The following is an 18,862-nucleotide window of genomic DNA, read 5'->3' on the forward strand; positions in this document are numbered from 1 at the left end:
AACCGCTACTCCTCGGTCGGAAGCGCGACTTCGGCCGCCGCTTCGGGGCCTTGCTCCAAGAGGACGCCGAAACCGTCCTCGTTCAGAACGGGAACCTTGAGTTGCATGGCCTTGTCGAACTTTGATCCGGGGTTGTCACCCACAACGACGAACGAGGTCTTTTTCGACACCGAACCGGTCACCTTCGCGCCCCTGCTCTGCAGGGCCTCCTTGGCGCCGTCGCGGGTGAAGTTCTCCAGGGTGCCGGTCACGACGACGGTGAGCCCCTCCAGCGGGCGCGGGCCCTCGTCCTCGCCGGTCGACCGGTCCTCGAGCGGGACTCCAGCGGCCTTCCACTTGCGCACGATCTCGCGGTGCCAGTCCTCGGCGAACCACTCCTTGAGCGCGGCGGCAATGATCGGGCCGACGCCGTCGGTGGTCGCCAGCTCCTCCTCGGTCGCCTGTTCGATGCGGTCGATGGAACGGAACTCGCGCGCGAGGGCCTGCGCCGCGACCGGGCCGACGTGCCGGATGGAGAGCCCGTTCAGGAAGCGGGCGAGCGGACGGGACTTCGCCGCCTCGATGTTCTCCAGCAGGGCGAGGGTGTTCTTCTTCGGTTCGCCCTTCTGGTTGGCGAAGACCGTGACGACCTTCTCCTCGCCGGTCTTGGGGTCGTGCTTGGGCAGACCGCTGTCCGGGTCGAGGACATAGGCCTTGATGGGCAGCAGCTTCTCCACCGTCAGGTCGAACAGGTCGCCCTCGTCCACCAGCGGCGGGTCGGCCGGCTCCAGCGGACGGGTGAGCGCGGCGGCGGCCACCGCGCCGAAGTTCTCGATGTCCAGGCACTCGCGGCCCGCGAGGTAGGAGACGCGCTCCCGCAACTGGGCCGGGCAGGTACGGCCGTTCGGGCAGCGGAGGTCGATGTCGCCCTCCTTCATGGGCCGAAGCGGCGTCCCGCACTCGGGGCACTCGCTCGGCATCACGAACTCCCGCTCGCCGCCGTCCCGCAGGTCGACCACCGGGCCGAGGATCTCCGGGATGACGTCACCGGCCTTGCGGATGACCACGGTGTCCCCGATGAGCACGCCCTTGGCCTTGACGACCTCCTGGTTGTGCAGGGTGGCGAACTCGACCTCGCTGCCCGCCACCGTGACCGGCTCGACCTGGGCGTACGGGGTGACACGGCCGGTGCGGCCGACGCCCACCTTGATGTCGATGAGCTTGGTGTTGACCTCTTCCGGCGCGTACTTGTAGGCGATCGCCCAGCGCGGCGCCCGCGCGGTGGAGCCGAGACGGCCCTGGAGACGGATCTCGTCCAGCTTGACGACCACACCGTCGATCTCGTGCTCGACGGAGTGACGGTTCTCGCCGTAGTACGCGATGAACTCCCGTACGCCGCCGAGGTCGTCGACCACCCGGTTGTGCCGGGAGGTGGGCAGGCCCCAGGTGTGCAGCAGGTCGTACGCCTGGGAGAGGCGGGTCATGCCCGTGAAGCCCTCCAGGGCGCCGATGCCGTGGACGACCATGTGCAGCGGGCGGGTGGCGGTGACCCGCGGGTCCTTCTGGCGCAGCGAACCGGCGGCGGCGTTGCGGGGGTTGGCGAAGGGCTTGTCGCCGGCCGCCACCAGACGTTCGTTGAGTTCGAGGAACTTCTCCATCGGGAAGTAGACCTCGCCGCGGATCTCCACGAGGTCGGGGACCTCGTCGCCGTGCAGCCGGTCGGGGATCTCCGCGATCGTACGGACGTTCGGCGTGATGTCCTCGCCGGTGCGGCCGTCGCCCCGCGTCGCCGCGCGCGTGAGGCGGCCGTTCTCATAGGTGAGATTGACCGCGAGGCCGTCGACCTTCAGCTCGCACAGGAAGTGGTAGTCCTGCTCGCCCAGTTCCCTGGCGATGCGGTCGGCCCAGGCGGCCAGCTCGTCGTCGTTGAAGGTGTTGTCGAGCGAGAGCATCCGCTGGCGGTGCTCGACCGCGGTGAACTCCGTCTCGTACGACCCCGCGACCTTCTGGGTCGGCGAGTCCGGGGTGCGCAGCTCCGGGTACTCCCCCTCCAGGGCCTCCAGGGTCTTCAGCAGCTTGTCGAACTCCGCGTCGCTGATGACGGGAGCGTCCTTCACGTAGTACCGGAAGCGGTGCTCCTCGACCTGCTCCGCCAGCTGCGCGTGCTTCTCGCGGGCCTCGGCGGGCACCGCCGTCGTCTCCGCTTGCTTGTCGCCGGCCACCGTGTTGTCCTCCCGTTACTCTGGGTTGTCCGCGAGGGATCTCGCCGCCCGGACGCAGTGGGCGAGCGCCTGGCGCGCGTAGGCGGGGGACGCCCCCGCCAGACCGCACGCCGGGGTGACCGTGACCGCTTCCGCGAGCAGCTCCGGATGCAGGCCCAGCCTGCGCCACAACGTCCTGACACCCCTGACGCTACCGGCAGGGTCCGACAATGGGCCGTCCGCGGCGGGGACGACACCGGTGAACAGCCGCGTCCCGCCCTCCACGGCCTCCCCGATCGCCTCGTCGTCACGCTCGGTGAGCAGCGCGAAGTCGAAGGAGACGGCGGCCGCTCCGGCCCGGCGCAGCAGGGCGAAGGGGACGTCGGGGGCGCAGGAGTGGACCACGACGGGGCCGCCGCCGTGCGCCCCGATCACGTCCCGCAGGGTGGACTCGACCAGCTGCCGGTCCACGGCCCGGTGCGTGCGGTAGCCGCTGGCGGTCTTCACCTGTCCGCGCAGTACGGCGGTGAGGGAGGGTTCGTCGAGCTGCAGCACGAGCCGGGCGCCGGGCACCCGCCGCCGCACCTCGGCGAGGTGGAGGCGCAGGCCCTCCCCCAGGGAGGCGGCGAGGTCGCGGCAGGCGCCGGCGTCCGACAGCGCGGCCTCGCCGTTCTTCAGCTCCAGGGCGGCGGCCAGCGTCCACGGCCCGACCGCCTGGACCTTCAGGTCGCCCTCGTGGCCCTGCGTGAACTCCTCCAGCGCGTCCAGGTCCTCGACCAGCCAGGAGCGGGCCCGCCTGGTGTCCCGGCCCGGCCGATCCCCGATACGCCAGCCGCTGGGCTCCACGCGCGCGTACAGCTCGACCAGCATCCCGGCGGTACGGCCGATCATGTCGGCGCCGGGGCCTCGCGCGGGCAGCTCCGCAAGGAAGGGGAAGTCCTCGAAGGACCCGGTGGCGGTCTTGGCGGCCTCCCGGGCGTCGCCACCGGGCAGGGACCCGACGCCGGTGGCCCCACCGAACCTGAACTCGCTGTTTTCGCTCACCAGGGAAGCCTACGGAACCCTCCGGCCGAGGTCAGCGCCCCGGCCGTACGGTCAGGTCGTTGACCTCCGCGTCCCTCGGCAGGTCCAGGGCCATCAGGATCGTCGTGGCGACCGACTCGGGGTCGATCCACCGCGAGGCGTCGTACTCCTTGCCCTCCTGCCGGTGCACCTTGGCCTGCATGGGGCTCGCCGTGCGGCCGGGGTAGACGGAGGTGACGCGGACGCCGCCCGCGTGCTCCTCGTGGCGCAGGGAGTCGGCGAGGGCCTTCAGACCGTGCTTGGAGGCGGCGTACGCGGACCAGCCGGCGTGCGCGGTGAGTCCGGCGCCGGAGTTGACGAAGATCACATGACCGCGGGTCGCGCGGAGCTGGGGCAAAAAGTGCCGGGTCAGCTCGGCGGGGGCGATCAGGTTGACGCTGAGCTGGTGGTGCCAGGACTTCGGGGTCAGGTCACCGACGTCGCCGAGGTCCACGACGCCGGCGATGTGCAGCAGCGAGTCCACGCGGTCCGGGAGCGTCTGGTGGGAGAACGCCCAGGAGAGCCTGTCCGGGTCGGCGAGGTCGCCGACCAAGGTGCGCGCCCCCGGGAACTCGGCGGCCAGTTCCTTCGCCCGGCCCGCGTCGCGCGCGTGCAGCACGAGGTCGTCCCCGCGCGCGTGCAGCCGGCGGGCCACGGCCGCGCCGATGCCCGAACCGGCCCCGGTGATCACATGAGTAGCCATGCCCGCCATGCTCGCATCAGTGGACGCCGAGGTGCTCCTCCAGGTAGGCCAGGGCCCCGACCGGCTCCTCGGCGAAGAAGACCAGCTCGGACAGCGGGCGCGGCAGGAAACCCTCGGCCTCCATGCGGCGGAACTGCTCCTTGAGGCCGTCGTAGAAGCCGGCGGTGTTCAGCAGGACGACCGGCTTGGTGGTGCGGCCGTGCTTCTTCAGCTCCAGGATCTCGGTGGCCTCGTCCAGGGTGCCGGTGCCGCCCACCATGATCACCACGGCGTCGGCCTTGTCCAGCAGCAGCTTCTTGCGTTCGGCGAGATCGCCCGCGACGATCATCTCGTCCGCGCCGGGCCGCGCCTTGTTCGCGAGGAACTCCACGGAGACGCCCAGCAGCCTGCCGCCCGCCTCCTGCACGCCGTCGGCGACCACCTTCATCAGTCCGACGTCGGAACCGCCCCAGACCAGGGTGTGACCGGCCTTGCCGATCAGTTCCGCGAACTCGCGCGCGGGGCGCGTGTAACGCTCGTCGAGGTCGGCGGCGGACAGGAAGACGCAGATGTTCATGGCCCCTACCGTACGGTCCCCGCGCCGGGCGGGAAGAAGCGCGGCCTGTCCGGGCGCTGAACCGGTATGACCCAAGGACACACGATCACGATCCAGAAGAGCGAGCGGCACGTGCGCGTGGTGCACGGCGACCAGGTGCTCGCGGAGACCGACCGCCCCCTGGTACTGCGCGAGACGGGCTGCCCGGTGCGGTACTACATCCCGGCCGAGGACGTCCGGCTGGACCTGCTGGCCCCGTCCGACACCCACACGGTCTGCCCGTTCAAGGGCACGGCGTCCTACTGGTCGCTGCCGGACGCGCCCGACCTGGCCTGGGCGTACCCGGATCCGAAGCCCGACGTGGCGCAGATCAAGGATCACCTCTGCTTCTACGACGTCGACGTGTCGTGAGCGACGAAGTCCATGGCCGTGCGGCAGTCTGCACGGCCATGGACAAGAAGACGACTTCCCGCGACGGCACCCCCCTCGCGTACCAGGTGATCGGCCAGGGGCCCACGGTGATCCTGGTGAGCGGCGCGATGTCCACCGGCGGCACCGTGGCGCCCCTGGCCCACCGGCTCGCGGACCGCTGCACGGCCGTTGCCTACGACCGCCGGGGCCGCGGCGCGAGCGGTGACACGCCGCCCTACGAGGTCGCCCGTGAGGTCGAGGACCTGGCGGCGCTGATCGACGCGGTGGGCGGCGACGCGGCGCTGTTCGGGGTCTCGTCGGGCGGCGCGCTGGTCCTGGAGGCGGCGGCGAGCGGGCTGCCCGTCCGTCGCGTCGCGGTCTACGAGGTGCCCTTCGCCGACTTCCTGACGGGCGGCGCGCAGCGCGAGGCCACGTACAAGGAGCAGCTGAACAGGGCGCTCGCCGAGGGGCGGCGCGGGGACGCGGTGGAGCTGTTCCTGCGCCTGACGGGCCTGGCCGAGCAGATGATCCAGGGTGCCCGCCAGTCGCCGATGTGGGCCGGCATGGAGGCCGTGGCGCCGAGCCTCGCGTACGACGACGCGGTCATGGGCGACGGCCTGCTCCCCCGGGACCGGCTCGCCGCGATCTCCGTGCCCGTGCTGTCCGTCGCGGGCGGGGCGAGCCCGGACTTCCTGCGCGAGGCGTCCCGCGCGATCGCGGAGACGGTGCCCCAGGGCACGTACCGGGTCCTGGAGGGGCAGACCCACATGGTGGAGCCGGATGTCCTCGGCCCCGTGCTGGCGGAGTTCCTCACGGGGTGAGGCGCGCCTCCCCCGTGCGTGCTACACCGCCGCCACCGTCGCGCGCGTGGTCGTCGCGATCGTCGCCGAACCGACCACGCGTGTGCCGTCGTACAGGACGATCGCCTGGCCGGGGGCGACGCCGCGGACCGGCTCGGTGAAGGTGACGCGCAGTTCGCCGTCGACCGGTTCCGCGGTGACCTCGGTCTCGCCGCCGTGGGCCCGCAGCTGGGCGGTGTAGGTGCCGGGGCCGGCCGGGGCGGTGCCGCACCAGCGGGGCTTGATCGCCGTGAGCGCGGTGACGTCCAGGGCGGCCGCGGGGCCGACGGTGACGGTGTTGGTGACCGGGGAGATGTCGAGGACGTAGCGCGGCTTGCCGTCGGCGGCCGGGGTGCCGATGCGCAGGCCCTTGCGCTGGCCGATGGTGAAGCCGTACGCGCCCTCGTGCGTGCCCAGGCGGTTGCCGTCCTCGTCGACGATGTCGCCCTCGGCCTTGCCGAGCCGCTTGGCCAGGAAGCCCTGGGTGTCGCCGTCGGCGATGAAGCAGATGTCGTGCGAGTCGGGCTTCTTGGCCACCGCGAGGCCCCGGCGCTCGGCCTCGGCGCGGATCTCCTCCTTGGTGGTGACCGTGTCGCCGAGCGGGAACATGGCGTGGGCGAGCTGCCTGTCGTCCAGGACCCCGAGGACGTATGACTGGTCCTTGGCCATGTCGGAGGCGCGGTGCAGCTCGCGGGAGCCGTCCTCGTTGACGATCACCTTGGCGTAGTGGCCGGTGCAGACGGCGTCGAAACCGAGGGCCAGCGCCTTGTCCAGCAGCGCGGCGAACTTGATCTTCTCGTTGCAGCGCAGGCACGGGTTGGGGGTGCGGCCGGCCTCGTACTCGGCGACGAAGTCCTCGACGACGTCCTCGCGGAAGCGGTCGGCGAGGTCCCAGACGTAGAACGGGATGCCGATGACGTCGGCCGCGCGGCGGGCGTCACGCGAGTCCTCGATGGTGCAACAGCCCCGCGCGCCGGTACGGAAGGACTGCGGGTTCGCGGAGAGCGCCAGGTGCACGCCGGTGACGTCGTGGCCGGCTTCCGCGGCGCGCGCGGCGGCGACGGCGGAGTCGACTCCGCCGGACATGGCGGCGAGGACGCGAAGGGGGCGGGTGCGCTGCGGGGTGTCAGTCGTCATAGCCCTTCCAGGGTACGGGGGCGCGGGAACCGGGACCGCCGGATATCCGTTGGAGACGACATGGGGGCGAGCGAGGACCACGTGGGGGCGGCGAAGGACGACACCGACCGCCGGCTGGGACGGCGGGCGCTGCTGGTCGGCGGGGCCGCGGCAGCGGTGGGCTCGGCCGTGCTGGCACGCCAGGAGCTGTCCCGGCTGTGGTGGCGGCTGCCGGACGTGGAGAAGCCGCGTGTGGCGGGCGCGGTGGACTTCCGGGGCGCGCGCTGGGTGGCGGCCTCGCCGGCGAACTACCGGCGGGCTGACCGGCCGGACGACTACCGGGTGGACCGGGTGGTCGTGCACGTCACCCAGGGCGGCTACGCGTCGGCGGTGAAGGTCTTCCGGGATCCGGCGCACGGGGCGGCCGCGCACTACATCGTGCGCAAGGACGGGCACGTCACCCAGCTGATCCGGGAACTGGACGTGGCCTTCCACGCGGGCAACCGGCAGTACAACGAGCGCAGTGTCGGCATCGAGCACGAGGGCTTCGTGGAGGACGCCTCCTCCTTCACGGACGCCATGTACGCGGCTTCGGCGCGGCTGACGGCGGCGATATGCGGGCGGTACGGCCTGCCGGTGGACCGCGAGCACATCATCGGCCACGTGGAGGTGCCGGGCACGGACCACACGGATCCGGGACCGCATTGGGACTGGGGGCGCTATCTGAGGCTGGTGCGACAGGCGCGCGGAGCCGGAGCCTGACCGGGCGGAAGATCCGGGACTTACCCGGCAAAAAATCAAGAAAACACCCCTTTTGGTCTGGTATGAGCAGTCCTATGCTGGTAGCAGACCTACGGGACGAGTGAGGGAGTCCAAGCGGAGTAGCCGACTTCAGCGAGAGGCACGCACCTCCGCTGGTGCCGACGTCGACGCTCGGGCTGAGAGGCCGAAAGCGGCTGCAGGGACAGCAGCGGACGGCGACCCCCAGCACCTGATCCGGACCATGCCGGCGAAGGGAACCCGCCTCGTAGGTCGTCTCGTGTCGCCAGCCGGGCTGCGCCCTCGCAGCCCGGCGTTTTTATCAGCTGAGTCCCGCGGCCCGGGCCCGCTCCACCGCCGGGCCGATCGCCTTGGCGACCGCCTCGACATCCGCCTCCGTGGAGGTGTGGCCGAGGGAGAAGCGCAGCGTGCCCCGGGCCAGGTCCGGGTCGGTGCCGGTGGCGAGCAGCACGTGGCTGGGCTGGGCGACACCCGCGGTGCAGGCGGACCCGGTGGAGCATTCGATGCCCTGCGCGTCCAGCAGGAGCAGCAGGGAGTCGCCCTCGCACCCCGGGAAAGTGAAGTGCGCATTGGCCGGAAGACGCCCCACGGGTGCCGGGTCGCCGCCGAGGATCGCGTCCGGTACGGCGCCGCGGACGGCGTCGATCAACTGGTCCCGCAGGGCGCCGATCTCGCGCGCGAACCACTCGCGCTGCTCGGCGGCGAGGCGGCCGGCGACGGCGAAGGAGGCGATGACCGGGACGTCGAGGGTGCCGGAGCGGACATGCCGTTCCTGACCGCCGCCGTGCAGGACGGGGACGGGGGTGTACTCGCGGCCGAGGAGCAGGGCGCCGATGCCGTACGGGCCGCCGACCTTGTGGCCGGAGACGGTCATGGCGGCGAGGCCGGAGGCGGCGAAGTCGACCGGGACCTGACCGAAGGCCTGGACCGCGTCCGAGTGCAGCGGGACGCCGAACTCGGCGGCCACCTCGGCGAGTTCACGGATCGGCAGGACGGTGCCGATCTCGTTGTTGGCCCACATCACGGTGGCCAGGGCCACGTCGTCGGGGTTGCGGGCGATGGCCTCGCGCAGCGTCTCGGGGTGGACGCGGCCGTAGGAGTCGACGGGGAGGTACTCGACGGTGGCGCCCTCGTGCTCGCCGAGCCAGTGCACGGCGTCGAGGACGGCGTGGTGCTCGACGGGGCTGGCCAGGACGCGGGTGCGGGCCGGGTCGGCGGCGCGGCGGGACCAGTACAGGCCCTTCACCGCGAGGTTGTCGGCCTCGGTGCCGCCCGAGGTGAAGACGACCTCGCTGGGGCGGGCGCCCAGCGCTTCCGCGAGGGTTTCGCGGGACTCCTCGACCGTGCGGCGGGCCCGGCGGCCGGAGGCGTGCAGGGAGGACGCGTTGCCGGTGATGCTCAACTGGGCGGTCAGTGCCTCTGCCGCCTCCGGGAGCATCGGGGTCGTGGCGGCGTGGTCGAGGTAAGCCATGGTGAGGCGATTCTACGGCGCCCGTGCGGTCGGCCTTGGCCGAGAGTGGTCGCCGTGGGCCACGCGGGGTGGCCGTTCGCCGCGCGGACGCCTTGCGTGGGGCCGTACCCGAGCGTGGCGGGGGCGCGCCCGGCGCTGTCGGCCGTGCCCATCCGGCGGCCGTGGCCGCCGAGGGTGTCCCGTCGCCCTCGGGGCCCTCAGCCGTGGGTCACAGACTCCAGGACACCGTGTGGGACAGCTCCATCGCGGTCACCAGGACGGCCAGGTCGGCCACGCCCAGGGCCAGGCCCAGGTAGGCACGGCCCCGGCGGGTCGTCCCGCGCCAGAGGGCGACGGCGGCCAGGACGATGGCGATCGGGCCGAGGAAGAGGTTGAGCACGAGCAGGCCCAGGAGGCCGAGGATGAAGGACGCGACGGCCATGCCGTCGGCGTCGCGCGTGCGTGGACGGGTGCCGGTGCCGGTGCGGCCGGTGGCCGGTGCGGTGAGTTGCATGGTGCTCAGCTCCTGAAGTCCTTTGCGACGGTCAGTTGGCCGATGTGCCACGACGGCGGCCGTGGCGTTCGCGGATCGCGAAGACGCCGAGCCAGACGGCGATGACGGCGGCCATCACGGCGGTGACGGTCAGCGGTGCGTGGGCCACGGTGCCCAGCACGACGCCGAGCAGCATGAGAGCGGCGACGAGGAACAGCATGGGATCGGATCCCCCCTCCGGGATGCCTCGTGTGGTGCCGGTGTAAAGTTTGGGTGAACAGTTGTAGTAACAGTTGTTCACTGACTTCGAGTCTAGCGCTTCCGACGGCTTTCCAATTCCAGAGAACAGTTGTTAACTGGATGACATGAGTCACACCCTCGGCATCCGGCAGGCCCAGAAGCAGAAGACCCGGCAGGCGTTCCTCGACGCGGCACTCGCCCTGCTGGAGGAGCAGAGCCTGAGCAGCCTGGGCCTGCGCGAGGTCACGCGGGCCGTCGGTGTCGCCCCGACCGCCTTCTACCGGCACTTCCGCTCGACCGCCGACCTCGGTGTCGCCCTGGTCGACGAGGCGCTGGGCAGCCTGCACCCGATGGTGCGGACGACGGTGTCCACGACGGGCGACAGCGAGGAACGCATCACGCGTGCCGTCGAGTTGATCGCGCACCACGTCGACGCGTACCCGGCACACGTCCGGTTCATCGCCCGCGAGCGGCACGGCGGGGTGCAGCCGGTGCGCGAGGCCATCCGGGAGCAACTCGCCCGGTTCGCCGAGGAGGTGAAGGCCGAACTGGCCAAGGACCCGGAGGCGGCGGGCTGGAACGACGACGACCTGCTGATGCTCGCGCACCTCTACGTCGACCAGATGCTCCTCACCGCCTCCCTGTTCCTGGAGGCGCTGGAGGCCCCGGAGGAGGAGCGGGAGCGGGTGACGCGGCTCGCCACCCGGCAACTGCGGCTGATCAGCATCGGCCGCAGCCACTGGCTCGGCTGAGCCACCCCGGCGGCCGTGGGGACCCACCCGCACCCAAAACCTCAGTCGGCGACTGGGCTCGCCCCCTCGTACAGGGCCGTGACGGAGCGGGCCCCGGCCAGCAGTTCCGCGCGGGCCTCGGGCGGGTCGAGGACCTCCACCCGGTCGGAGAACGCCAGGAGTTGGCGCACCGCGCGCAGCACCGGGTACGACAGCCGGGCGGTGACCCATGCGCTCTCGCCGTCGTCGTCGGGCAGAGCCGTCAACTGCGCGGCGACCATCCGCCGGAACAGGTCGAGCAGCTCGCGCCGGACCCGCACGGTGACCTCGACCCCGTCCTCCCGCTCCTCCACCTGGCGGCGCAACACCTCCCAGGCATCGGCCAGTTCGACTCCGGCGCGCCGCCGTACGGGCTCGTCCAGCAGCCGGGCCGAGAGCACCCGGTCGGCGCGGAACAGCCGTGGGGCACCTCGCCGGTCGGCGACCAGGTACCAGACGCCGGCCTTGGCGACCAGGCCGTACGGGTCCACGGTGTACGTCCGCGGCTCCCGCTCCCCGCTGTGCCGGTAGCGCAGCCTCAGCCGCCGGTCGGAGAAGACCGCGTCCTGCAGCAGCTGGAGATCGACGGCCCCCAGCGGGCCGCTCCTCCAGCGGGTGGCGTCGACCAGGATGCGGCGGCCGGTCACCTCGGCGGCGGGCCGGTGCGGCGCCGGAAGCGCGGCCATCACCTTGCGCAGGGCCGAGTCGAGGGCCGCGTCGAGACCGAGTGCGGCATGGGCGCCCTGGGCGGCCAGGATGAACAGGGCGCGGGACTCGTCGGCGGTCAGCCCGGTGACGTCCGTGCGGAAACCGGCGAGGAGCTCGATGCCGCCGTGCCGGCCGCGCTCGGCGTAGACCGGGACGCCCGAGGCCGACAGCGCCTCGATGTCCCGGTAGATGGTGCGGACCGACACCTCGAGCCGGTCGGCGAGTTCATGCGCGGGGACGCGGCCCCGGGTCTGCAGGAGCAGCAGGATCGACAGCAGCCGGTCGGACTTCACCGCGCCAGGATCCCGGCGTGCGGGCGGCCGGAGCAATGGCTGACAGCCGATGGCAGGTTTTCCGACGAGACCCCGCCCGGACACCCGCGCGAAGAGAGGCCGCCGTGCCCACCGATCCCCGGCCGCCGTACGCCCGCGCCACGACCCGGGTCGCCCGCCTCATCGGGGCCGTACGCCCCGAGCAGCTGACCGGACCGGCGCCCTGTACCGAGCTCGACGCGCGCACGCTGCTGAGCCCTGCCGTCGGCGGCACCCGGCGGATCGCCCTGGCCGCGAGGGCGGCGACGGCCAGACCCTGCCACTGCTCGTCCCCCGACGTCCACGACGAGCCGGTGCCGGCCCCCGAAGGAGCCGGCGCCCGCGAGAGGCCGGCGGCCTGGCTGGGGCGGCGACCGCTCAGCCGAGCCTGACCCGGGCGAGCTGCCGGGACTGGGCGACCAGGCGGTCCTCGCTGTCCCAGACCTCGGCGTCCTCCTCCAGGAAGCCGCCGGCCAGGTTGCGGGTGGTGATGGACACCCGCAGCGGGCCGGGGGCCGGACGGTGGCGGACGTGGACGGTGAGTTCGACCGTGGGCACCCAGCCCTCGAGGCCGATCTCGAAGGCGGTCGGCGGCAGGGCGTCCACCGTGAGCAGCAGGGAGAGCGGGTCGGCGGGGCGGCCGTCGGCGAGACCGAACCAGGCCCGCATCTCCCCCTTGCCGGAGGGAGCGCCGAGCGCCCAGCCGAGGGTGGCGGGGTCCAGCTTGATCATCAGCCGCTCGGTGATGGCCGAGCTGCCCGGCACCGGAGCGGGAGAGTCGTCCGGGCCGAAGCACTGGTCCAGCGGCGGGATCGCGGGCGGGGTCGCGGTCGTACGGACGTCGTCGGGGAGGGCGGCGAGGTCGCCGTAGGAGGCGAGGACGCGGATGCGCTCGACCTCGTTGCCCTCGTCGTCGTACTGGAAGAGCGAGCCCTGGCCGGTGGAGAGGGTGCGGCCGGTGCGGACCCGCTCCGTGCGGATGACCGCCGGGCCGGGCCGGGAGGCGGTCAGGTAGTGCGCGGAGATGGTGAAGGGGTCCGGGTGCGGGAGCGTGTCCGCGAGCGCCCGGCCGAGCACGGCCAGCAGATAGCCGCCGTTGACGGCCGTGATGATGGTCCAGCCGGCCGAGAGGTCGATGTCGTAGACACCGGGCGCGCGCCGGGTGACCGTCGTGTCCCGGTCGAACTCGCTGTCGCCGATCACGGCCCGCGACGGGAGTCCCCCCGCTCGAGCGAAGCCGAGAGTGGAAGAGGGAGCGGAAGCTGCTTCTGGCATGGATGAACGGTACAACAGGAAATTACTAAGCGGTAGCTTTGGGGTCTTCCGTTGGCCGACCCTGTCTACTCCTCGGTCACCGTCGAACGGCGGTTCCACGCACGAGGCGCCCGCCAATGGAACCGCATCGCGAGCAGCCGCAGCACGAAAGCCGTGACGACCGCGAGCCCGCTGGTCAGCGAGGTCAGGGCGTCGTAGTGGATGCACAGCACGACCATCGTGGCGCCGACGATCGCCGGGACGGCGTACAGATCGCGGTCCCAGCGCAGCAGGGACGGGACCTCGTTGGCGAGGACGTCCCGCAGCACACCGCCGCCGACGGCGGTGGCCAGGCCCAGGGTCGCGGACGCGGTCAGGTTGAGGCCGTAGCTGTACGCCTTCGTCGTGCCGCTCACGCAGAACAGGCCCAGACCGGCCGCGTCGAAGACGAGCACCGCCGCCTGGATGCGCTCCACGTGCGGGTGCAGGAAGAAGACGACGAGCGCGGCCAGCAGCGGGGTGACGAAGTACCCGAGGTCCGTGAAGGCGGCCGGGGGCACGGCCCCGATCACCAGGTCGCGGAACAGCCCTCCGCCCAGCGCGGTGACCTCGGCGAGGACGGCGATGCCGAAGACGTCGAAGTTCTTCCGGACGGCCAGCAGCGCGCCGGAGATCGCGAACACGAAGATGCCGATGACATCGAGCGTGTGCTGAACGGAGGGACTGAAAAGTTGCTGGAGCTGCACCCTGACATTCTTACCTGCCCACGCGCCTGAACCTTACAAAGCCAGGCTCACAGGGCGGGTTTCCCTGTGGTGAACAGCCAGGTGCCGAAGAGGTCGTCCAGTTGCCGCCCGCTGACGCGCTCGGCGAGGCGGATGAAGTCGGCGGTGTCCGCGTAGCCGTACCGGTGGAGCTTCGTCCAGGCGGGCAGCAGCTTGAAGAAGGCGGTGTCACCGATCCGCTCGCGCAGCGCCTGGAGCGTCATCGCGCCGCGCTGGTAGACGGCGGAGGCGAACATCGTGTCCCGCTGCGGGTCGGCCACCTCGATCTGCCAGAAGGCGGAGTCGGCGGGGCGGGAGGTGTAGCCGGCCAGGAAGGAGTCGTGCGCGGAGCGGGTGCCCCGGTGCTCCGCCCACAGCCACTGGGCGTAGGTGGCGAAGCCCTCGTTGAGCCAGATGTCCTTCCACCGCGCCACGCTCACCGAGTCGCCGAACCACTGGTGCGCCAGCTCGTGCACGATGGTCGACTCACTGCGCACGGCCGAGTAGGCGGGCTTGCTCTGCACCTCCAGCGAGAAACCCGCCTCGGGCATGTCGTCGACGATCGCTCCGGTCTCCTCGAAGGGGTACGGCCCGAAGACCTGGGACCAGTAGTCGGTGGCGGCGGCGGTGACGGCGTACACGTCGACACTGTTGCTGTTCTTCAGCACGGGGTCGACGGCGACGTAGATCGGGGTGCCGCCGGGGGTCCGCCCCGTGCGCACGTCGAACTTCCCGATGGTGGCGGTCGCGAGGTAGGTGGCCATGGGCCGGCGCTCCCGCCAGTGGGTGTACGTCGAGCCGCCCTCGTCGTGCATCGAGACCAGCCGGCCGTTGGAGACGGCGGTCAGGCCGCGTGGCGCCTTGATCCGGATGTCGTAGGTGGCCTTGTCGGAGGGGTGGTCGCTGGAAGGGAACCAGGTGGAGGCGGCGTTGGGCTCGCAGGCGACGAAGACTCCGTCGCCGGTCTTCATCCAGCCGTACTCGGAGCCGAACACGATGGGGCCGCCGAGGGGCTGCGGTACTCCGCCGTAGGTGACGGTCACGCTGAAGTCCCGTCCCGCGCGCAGGCCGTGCCGCGGGGTGACGGTGACCTCGTCGCCGTCGCGCGTGAACCGGGCGCGTCTGCCGTCGACTTCGACCTTGGTGATCTCCAGCTGCTGCAGGTCGAGATCGAAGGAGGAGAGCTGCTGGGTGGCGCGGGCCGTGAGGGTCGTACGGCCGTCCAGGCGGCCGGTGTCCGGGGCGTAGGCGATGTCCAGGTCGTAGTGGCGGGCGTCGAAGCCGCCGTTGCCCAGGCGCGGGAAGTAGGTGTCGCCGATGCCGGGGGCGCCCGTGGTCGGGGCGGCTGAGGCGGCGATGACGAGGAAGGAGGCCGCCGCGGTGGCGAGCGAGCCTAAACGTGCCGAACGGGAGAGTGCCATGAGTCGTCCCTTTCGAGCGTGTGCCGATCAGTGGTCGGACACGGACGACTCTGCACTCCCCCGCTCAGGCATGTACATGACTTTGCCTAGTTGTCATGTGCTACTTGTCGGTTGACTCCTGGGAGTCGGTGCCGGCTGCCTCGTCGGCGGCGTCAGCGGCGGGCTCATCGGCAGCCTCGGCCTCGGCCGGTTCCGCCTTGGAGGGCTCCTTGTCGGCCTTGGCGGGCTTCGCCTTGGCCTTCACCGGCTCCTTCTCCGCCTTGGCGGGCTCCTTCTCCGCCTCGGCCGGTTCCGCCTTGGCCTTCGCCGGCTCCTTCTCCGCCTTGGCGGGCTCCTTGTCGGCCTTGGCCGGTTCCGCCTTGGCGGACTCCTTCTCGACCTTGGCCGGTTCCGCCTTGGCGGACTCCTTCTCGACCTTGGCCGGCTCCTCCTCGGCCTTCGCCGGCTCCTTCTCCGCCTTGGTGGGCTCCTTGTCGGCCGGCTCCTCCTCAGCCTTGGCCGGTTCCGCCTTGGCCGACGGCTTCTCGGTCGGCTCCTCCTCGGCCTTCGCCGGTTCCTTCTCCGTCGAATCGCCGGAGACGACCGCCTCCGGAACCAGTTCGGACGCGGCCTTCGCCGCCGACAGCAGAACCGTGTCCTGCGGGGCCTGGTCGGCGAAGTTCTCCGGGTGGTGGCAGGCGACCCGCTGACCCGGCCTCAGCTCCACGAGCTGCGGCTCGGTCGTCTTGCAGATCTGCGTCGCCTTCCAGCACCGGGTGTGGAAGCGGCAGCCGGAGGGCGGGGCGATGGGCGACGGCACGTCGCCGCGGAGCAGGATGCGCTCGCTCTTCTGGCCCCGGCGCTTGGTGTCCGGCACCGGCACGGCCGACATCAGCGCCTTGGTGTACGGGTGCATCGGCGACTCGTACAGCGAGGTGCGGTCGGCGAGTTCCACGATCTTGCCGAGGTACATCACCGCGATCCGGTCCGACACGTGCCGGACGACGGAGAGGTCGTGGGCGATGATCACGTAGGTCAGGCCCAGCTCCTGCTGGAGGTCGTCCATGAGGTTCACGACCTGCGCCTGGATCGACACGTCCAGCGCGGACACCGGCTCGTCCGCCACGACCAGCTTCGGCTTCAGGGCGAGCGCGCGGGCGATGCCGATGCGCTGGCGCTGACCGCCGGAGAACTCGTGCGGGTAGCGGTTGTAGTGCTCGGGGCTGAGACCGACCAGTTCGAGGAGCCGCTGGACCTCCTTCTTCACCCCGCCCTCGGGCTCGACGCCCTGGAGCCGGAAGGGCGCCGAGACGATCGAGCCGATGGTGTGCCGGGGGTTCAGGGAGCCGTACGGGTCCTGGAAGATCATCTGGATGTCGCGGCGCAGCGGGCGCATCTGCCCGGTGCTCAGCCGCGTGATGTCCTGGCCCTCGAAGGTGATCTTGCCGCCGGTCGGGTCCTGGAGGCGGGTGATGACCCGGCCCATGGTCGACTTGCCGCAGCCCGACTCGCCGACCACGCCCAGGGTCTCGCCCTTGCGCACCTCGAAGTCGATGCCGTCGACGGCCTTCACGGCGCCGACCTGGCGCTGCAGGATGCCCTTCTTGATCGGGAAGTGCTTGGTCAGCCCCTCGACCTTGAGCAGCACCTCACGGTCTTCGGGAGCCGATGCCTGCTTCGGGACCGCGGCCTCGGCGGCAGTGTCCGTCTTCTTGGTCTCACTCACAGCTTCGGCGCAATCTCTTCGGTCCAGATCCGCTGGCGGTCCTCGGCCGAGAGGTGGCAGGCGGACCAGTGCCCGGTGCTCACCTGCTCCAGCTCGGGGCGCACCGTGCGGGTGACGTTCCCCTTGGGGATGTCCGCGTACGGGCAGCGGGGGTGGAAGGCGCAGCCCGAAGGGACGTTGATGAGGCTCGGCGGCGAGCCCTTGACCGGGATGAGCCGTTCGGAGGTCTCGCGGTCGATGCGCGGCATCGAGCCGAGCAGGCCCCAGGTGTAGGGGTGCTGCGGCTGTTCGAAGACCTCGTCGGCCGGACCGCGCTCCACGCACCGGCCGCCGTACATCACGAGGACGTCGTCGGCGATCTCGGCGACCACACCGAGGTCGTGGGTGATCATGATGACCGCGGAGCCGAACTCCTTCTGCAGGTCGCGGATCAGGTCGAGGATCTGCGCCTGGACGGTCACGTCGAGAGCGGTGGTCGGCTCGTCCGCGATGAGCAGCTCGGGGTTGTTCACCAGCGCCATGGCGATCATGGCGCGCTGGCGCATACCGCCGGAGAACTCGTGCGGGTAGCCGTCGACACGCTTGGCGGGCTCGGGGATGCCGACGCGGTCGAGCATCTCGATGGCCCGCTTGCGGGCGACCTTCTTGCTGACGTCGTGGTGCACCCGGTAGGCCTCGACGATCTGGTCGCCGACCTTGTAGTAGGGGTGCATCGCGGACAGCGGGTCCTGGAAGATCATCGCCATCTCGCGACCGCGGAGCTTGCGCACCTCGTCCGGGGCGGCGGAGACCAGTTCCTTGCCGTCCAGCCAGATCTCGCCCGACATCCGCACGTTCTTGCCGCGGGTGCCGAGCCGGTGCAGGCCCATGATGGCCTGCGAGGTCACCGACTTGCCGGAGCCGGACTCACCCACGATGGCGAGGGTCTTGCCCTTCTCCAGCGAGAAGCTGAGCCCGTCGACGGACTTGACCACGCCGTCGTCGGTGGGGAAGTGCACCTTGAGGTCGCGGACCTCGAGGAAGGTCTCGGGTGCCGTGCCGGTGGAGGTGGGCTCGCCCACCGCGGCGCCGGTCTTGGAGAGTTCGGTCACGAGAGCCTCACCCGCGGGTCGGCGGCGGCGTAGAGCACGTCCACCAGGAGATTTGCGATCACGACGAAGAAGGCGGCGAGCAGGGTCACGCCGAGGATCTTGGGCAGGTCGTTGTCGGTGATGCCCTGCACCGCGTACTCGCCGATGCCGTGCAGCGAGAACACGGTCTCGGTGATCACGGCACCGCCGAGCAGCAGGCCGAGGTCCATGCCGAAGACCGTGATGATGGGGGTGAGGGCGGCCCGCAGTCCGTGCCGGACGACGACCCTGCGCTCCCGCAGGCCCTTGGCGCGGGCCGTGCGGATGAAGTCCTCGTTCATCGTCTCCAGCATGCCCGAGCGGGTGAGCCGCGCGTAGATGGCGGAGTACAGCAGGGCGAGCGAACACCAGGCGGGGAAGAGGGTGTTGGCCCACTGCGAGGGGTTCTCGGTGAACGGGACGTAGGTCTTGCCGAAGATCGGCCACTGGTAGGTGAAGAGCAGGATCGCCAGGTTGCCCGTGAAGAACATGGGCAGCGAGACACCGGCGAGCGCGACACCCATGAAGGTGCGGTCGAAGAACGAGCGCGGCTTCAGCGCGGAGATGACACCGACCACCACGCCCGAGAGGAGCCACAGGACGGCGGCGCCCGCGGCCAGCGAGAGGGTGATCGGAAGGCGGGAGGTGAGCTGCGGCCAGACCGCCACGTGGTCCTTGAAGGAGTAGCCGAAGCAGGGTGCGTCGCAGTGCACCGTGGTGGGGCCGAGGTTGTAGTCGGCGCCGGCCACGATCCCCTTGATGAAGTGCCAGTACTGGACGTAGACGGGCTGGTCCAGACCGAGGTTGTGCTTGACAGCGGCGATGTCCGCCTTCGACGGGCTCTTGCCGATGTACTGCTGCGCCAGCTGGTCCGCTGTCTGGCCGACGAGCCTTGGCAGCAGGAAGAAGATGGCGAAGGTGACCGCGGAGACGACCAGCAGCAGGATCACTGCCGCGAACGTCCGGCGGAGGATGTACGAGATCACGGGGATCGGCGCTGGTGCCCGCGGG

20 protein-coding genes are annotated in these 18,862 nt (G+C 71.2%); 5 read left to right on the plus strand and 15 right to left on the minus strand.

Annotated elements, in window-relative coordinates; genetic code table 11:
- Window positions 1-5 precede the first annotated feature (5 nt).
- The 4 genes from ligA to ACGFRF_RS07745 are packed head-to-tail and all read right to left on the minus strand — an operon-like array spanning window position 6 to window position 4,501.
- On the minus strand, window positions 6-2,201 hold the full coding sequence (ligA, locus tag ACGFRF_RS07730; protein ID WP_393737723.1) for an NAD-dependent DNA ligase LigA: 2,196 nt from the start codon (window positions 2,199-2,201) through the stop codon (window positions 6-8).
- Window positions 2,202-2,216: 15 nt separating this feature from the next.
- Window positions 2,217-3,224, minus strand: a complete 1,008-nt coding sequence (locus ACGFRF_RS07735) for a methionine synthase (protein WP_393737724.1) — start codon at window positions 3,222-3,224, stop codon at window positions 2,217-2,219.
- Window positions 3,225-3,255: 31 nt separating this feature from the next.
- The gene (locus ACGFRF_RS07740; RefSeq protein WP_393737725.1) at window positions 3,256-3,954 is read right to left on the minus strand and encodes an SDR family oxidoreductase; all 699 of its coding nucleotides are present in this window, start codon (window positions 3,952-3,954) and stop codon (window positions 3,256-3,258) included.
- A gap of 7 nt (window positions 3,955-3,961) precedes the next feature.
- Window positions 3,962-4,501 carry a TIGR00730 family Rossman fold protein gene (locus ACGFRF_RS07745; protein ID WP_393737726.1) on the minus strand — a complete coding sequence of 180 codons (540 nt, stop codon included), beginning with the start codon at window positions 4,499-4,501 and terminating at the stop codon, window positions 3,962-3,964.
- A 66-nt stretch (window positions 4,502-4,567) separates the two neighbouring features.
- On the opposite strand from ACGFRF_RS07745, the gene ACGFRF_RS07750 reads away from it, so the two are divergent.
- The gene (locus tag ACGFRF_RS07750; RefSeq protein WP_393737727.1) at window positions 4,568-4,891 is read left to right on the plus strand and encodes a DUF427 domain-containing protein; all 324 of its coding nucleotides are present in this window, start codon (window positions 4,568-4,570) and stop codon (window positions 4,889-4,891) included.
- Between the two features lie 38 nt (window positions 4,892-4,929).
- Complete coding sequence (locus ACGFRF_RS07755) at window positions 4,930-5,712, plus strand: alpha/beta fold hydrolase (protein WP_393737728.1); 783 nt, start codon at window positions 4,930-4,932, stop codon at window positions 5,710-5,712.
- A 21-nt stretch (window positions 5,713-5,733) separates the two neighbouring features.
- On the opposite strand, the gene mnmA is transcribed toward ACGFRF_RS07755, so the two are convergent.
- Window positions 5,734-6,867, minus strand: a complete 1,134-nt coding sequence (mnmA, locus tag ACGFRF_RS07760) for a tRNA 2-thiouridine(34) synthase MnmA (RefSeq protein WP_393737729.1) — start codon at window positions 6,865-6,867, stop codon at window positions 5,734-5,736.
- A 60-nt stretch (window positions 6,868-6,927) separates the two neighbouring features.
- Here mnmA and ACGFRF_RS07765 point away from each other — a divergent pair, with 60 nt between their 5' ends.
- Complete coding sequence (locus ACGFRF_RS07765) at window positions 6,928-7,608, plus strand: N-acetylmuramoyl-L-alanine amidase (protein WP_393737730.1); 681 nt, start codon at window positions 6,928-6,930, stop codon at window positions 7,606-7,608.
- 319 nt (window positions 7,609-7,927) lie between these two features.
- Here the strand turns inward: ACGFRF_RS07765 and ACGFRF_RS07770 are convergent, their stop codons facing one another.
- The 3 genes from ACGFRF_RS07770 to ACGFRF_RS07780 all read right to left on the minus strand — a co-directional run bounded on the left by ACGFRF_RS07770 (window position 7,928) and on the right by ACGFRF_RS07780 (window position 9,789).
- Window positions 7,928-9,097 (minus strand): cysteine desulfurase family protein, encoded by a 1,170-nt coding sequence (locus ACGFRF_RS07770; RefSeq protein ID WP_393737731.1) that lies wholly within the window; start codon window positions 9,095-9,097, stop codon window positions 7,928-7,930.
- Window positions 9,098-9,305: 208 nt separating this feature from the next.
- Window positions 9,306-9,590 carry a DUF4190 domain-containing protein gene (locus ACGFRF_RS07775; RefSeq protein WP_393737732.1) on the minus strand — a complete coding sequence of 95 codons (285 nt, stop codon included), beginning with the start codon at window positions 9,588-9,590 and terminating at the stop codon, window positions 9,306-9,308.
- Between the two features lie 31 nt (window positions 9,591-9,621).
- A complete protein-coding gene (locus tag ACGFRF_RS07780) occupies window positions 9,622-9,789 on the minus strand; it encodes a hypothetical protein (RefSeq protein WP_393737733.1) in 168 nt (55 codons plus the stop codon).
- 145 nt (window positions 9,790-9,934) lie between these two features.
- Here ACGFRF_RS07780 and ACGFRF_RS07785 point away from each other — a divergent pair, with 145 nt between their 5' ends.
- Window positions 9,935-10,561, plus strand: coding sequence for a TetR family transcriptional regulator (locus ACGFRF_RS07785; protein ID WP_393737734.1), 627 nt, complete (start codon window positions 9,935-9,937; stop codon window positions 10,559-10,561).
- A gap of 41 nt (window positions 10,562-10,602) precedes the next feature.
- Here the strand turns inward: ACGFRF_RS07785 and ACGFRF_RS07790 are convergent, their stop codons facing one another.
- Window positions 10,603-11,580 carry a helix-turn-helix transcriptional regulator gene (locus ACGFRF_RS07790; protein WP_393737735.1) on the minus strand — a complete coding sequence of 326 codons (978 nt, stop codon included), beginning with the start codon at window positions 11,578-11,580 and terminating at the stop codon, window positions 10,603-10,605.
- 104 nt (window positions 11,581-11,684) lie between these two features.
- Here ACGFRF_RS07790 and ACGFRF_RS07795 point away from each other — a divergent pair, with 104 nt between their 5' ends.
- Window positions 11,685-11,990, plus strand: a complete 306-nt coding sequence (locus ACGFRF_RS07795; protein ID WP_393737736.1) for a hypothetical protein — start codon at window positions 11,685-11,687, stop codon at window positions 11,988-11,990.
- Here the strand turns inward: ACGFRF_RS07795 and ACGFRF_RS07800 are convergent.
- From ACGFRF_RS07800 to ACGFRF_RS07825, 6 genes are all read right to left on the minus strand, one after another.
- On the minus strand, window positions 11,977-12,873 hold the full coding sequence (locus ACGFRF_RS07800; protein WP_393737737.1) for a thioesterase family protein: 897 nt from the start codon (window positions 12,871-12,873) through the stop codon (window positions 11,977-11,979). The genes ACGFRF_RS07795 and ACGFRF_RS07800 overlap by 14 nt on opposite strands.
- A 65-nt stretch (window positions 12,874-12,938) precedes the next feature.
- Complete coding sequence (locus tag ACGFRF_RS07805; RefSeq protein WP_393737738.1) at window positions 12,939-13,598, minus strand: trimeric intracellular cation channel family protein; 660 nt, start codon at window positions 13,596-13,598, stop codon at window positions 12,939-12,941.
- A gap of 47 nt (window positions 13,599-13,645) precedes the next feature.
- Window positions 13,646-15,037 carry a M1 family metallopeptidase gene (locus ACGFRF_RS07810; RefSeq protein WP_393737739.1) on the minus strand — a complete coding sequence of 464 codons (1,392 nt, stop codon included), beginning with the start codon at window positions 15,035-15,037 and terminating at the stop codon, window positions 13,646-13,648.
- Window positions 15,038-15,137: 100 nt separating this feature from the next.
- A complete protein-coding gene (locus ACGFRF_RS07815) occupies window positions 15,138-16,742 on the minus strand; it encodes an ABC transporter ATP-binding protein (RefSeq protein WP_393737740.1) in 1,605 nt (534 codons plus the stop codon).
- Window positions 16,739-17,833 carry an ABC transporter ATP-binding protein gene (locus tag ACGFRF_RS07820; protein WP_393737741.1) on the minus strand — a complete coding sequence of 365 codons (1,095 nt, stop codon included), beginning with the start codon at window positions 17,831-17,833 and terminating at the stop codon, window positions 16,739-16,741. Before ACGFRF_RS07820 ends, ACGFRF_RS07815 begins: the two co-directional genes overlap by 4 nt.
- Complete coding sequence (locus tag ACGFRF_RS07825) at window positions 17,830-18,837, minus strand: ABC transporter permease (RefSeq protein ID WP_393737742.1); 1,008 nt, start codon at window positions 18,835-18,837, stop codon at window positions 17,830-17,832. The genes ACGFRF_RS07820 and ACGFRF_RS07825 overlap by 4 nt, the downstream gene beginning before the upstream one ends.
- Window positions 18,838-18,862 lie beyond the last annotated feature (25 nt).

This window comes from Streptomyces sp. NPDC048521, assembly GCF_043199855.1.
In the GTDB taxonomy this organism is placed as follows: domain Bacteria; phylum Actinomycetota; class Actinomycetes; order Streptomycetales; family Streptomycetaceae; genus Streptomyces.

What these genes read in the sequence shown, in the direction of transcription:
- ACGFRF_RS07775 (WP_393737732.1), bottom strand. Translation starts at nt 9,590, where the DNA reads ATGCAACTCACCGCACCGGCCACCGGCCGCACCGGCACCGGCACCCGT.
- ACGFRF_RS07800 (WP_393737737.1), bottom strand. Translation starts at nt 12,873, where the DNA reads ATGCCAGAAGCAGCTTCCGCTCCCTCTTCCACTCTCGGCTTCGCTCGA.
- mnmA (WP_393737729.1), bottom strand. Translation starts at nt 6,867, where the DNA reads ATGACGACTGACACCCCGCAGCGCACCCGCCCCCTTCGCGTCCTCGCC.
- ACGFRF_RS07750 (WP_393737727.1), top strand. Translation starts at nt 4,568, where the DNA reads ATGACCCAAGGACACACGATCACGATCCAGAAGAGCGAGCGGCACGTG.
- ACGFRF_RS07755 (WP_393737728.1), top strand. Translation starts at nt 4,930, where the DNA reads ATGGACAAGAAGACGACTTCCCGCGACGGCACCCCCCTCGCGTACCAG.
- ACGFRF_RS07770 (WP_393737731.1), bottom strand. Translation starts at nt 9,097, where the DNA reads ATGGCTTACCTCGACCACGCCGCCACGACCCCGATGCTCCCGGAGGCG.
- ACGFRF_RS07810 (WP_393737739.1), bottom strand. Translation starts at nt 15,037, where the DNA reads ATGGCACTCTCCCGTTCGGCACGTTTAGGCTCGCTCGCCACCGCGGCG.
- ACGFRF_RS07780 (WP_393737733.1), bottom strand. Translation starts at nt 9,789, where the DNA reads ATGCTGTTCCTCGTCGCCGCTCTCATGCTGCTCGGCGTCGTGCTGGGC.
- ACGFRF_RS07745 (WP_393737726.1), bottom strand. Translation starts at nt 4,501, where the DNA reads ATGAACATCTGCGTCTTCCTGTCCGCCGCCGACCTCGACGAGCGTTAC.
- ACGFRF_RS07765 (WP_393737730.1), top strand. Translation starts at nt 6,928, where the DNA reads ATGGGGGCGAGCGAGGACCACGTGGGGGCGGCGAAGGACGACACCGAC.
- ACGFRF_RS07740 (WP_393737725.1), bottom strand. Translation starts at nt 3,954, where the DNA reads ATGGCGGGCATGGCTACTCATGTGATCACCGGGGCCGGTTCGGGCATC.
- ACGFRF_RS07785 (WP_393737734.1), top strand. Translation starts at nt 9,935, where the DNA reads ATGAGTCACACCCTCGGCATCCGGCAGGCCCAGAAGCAGAAGACCCGG.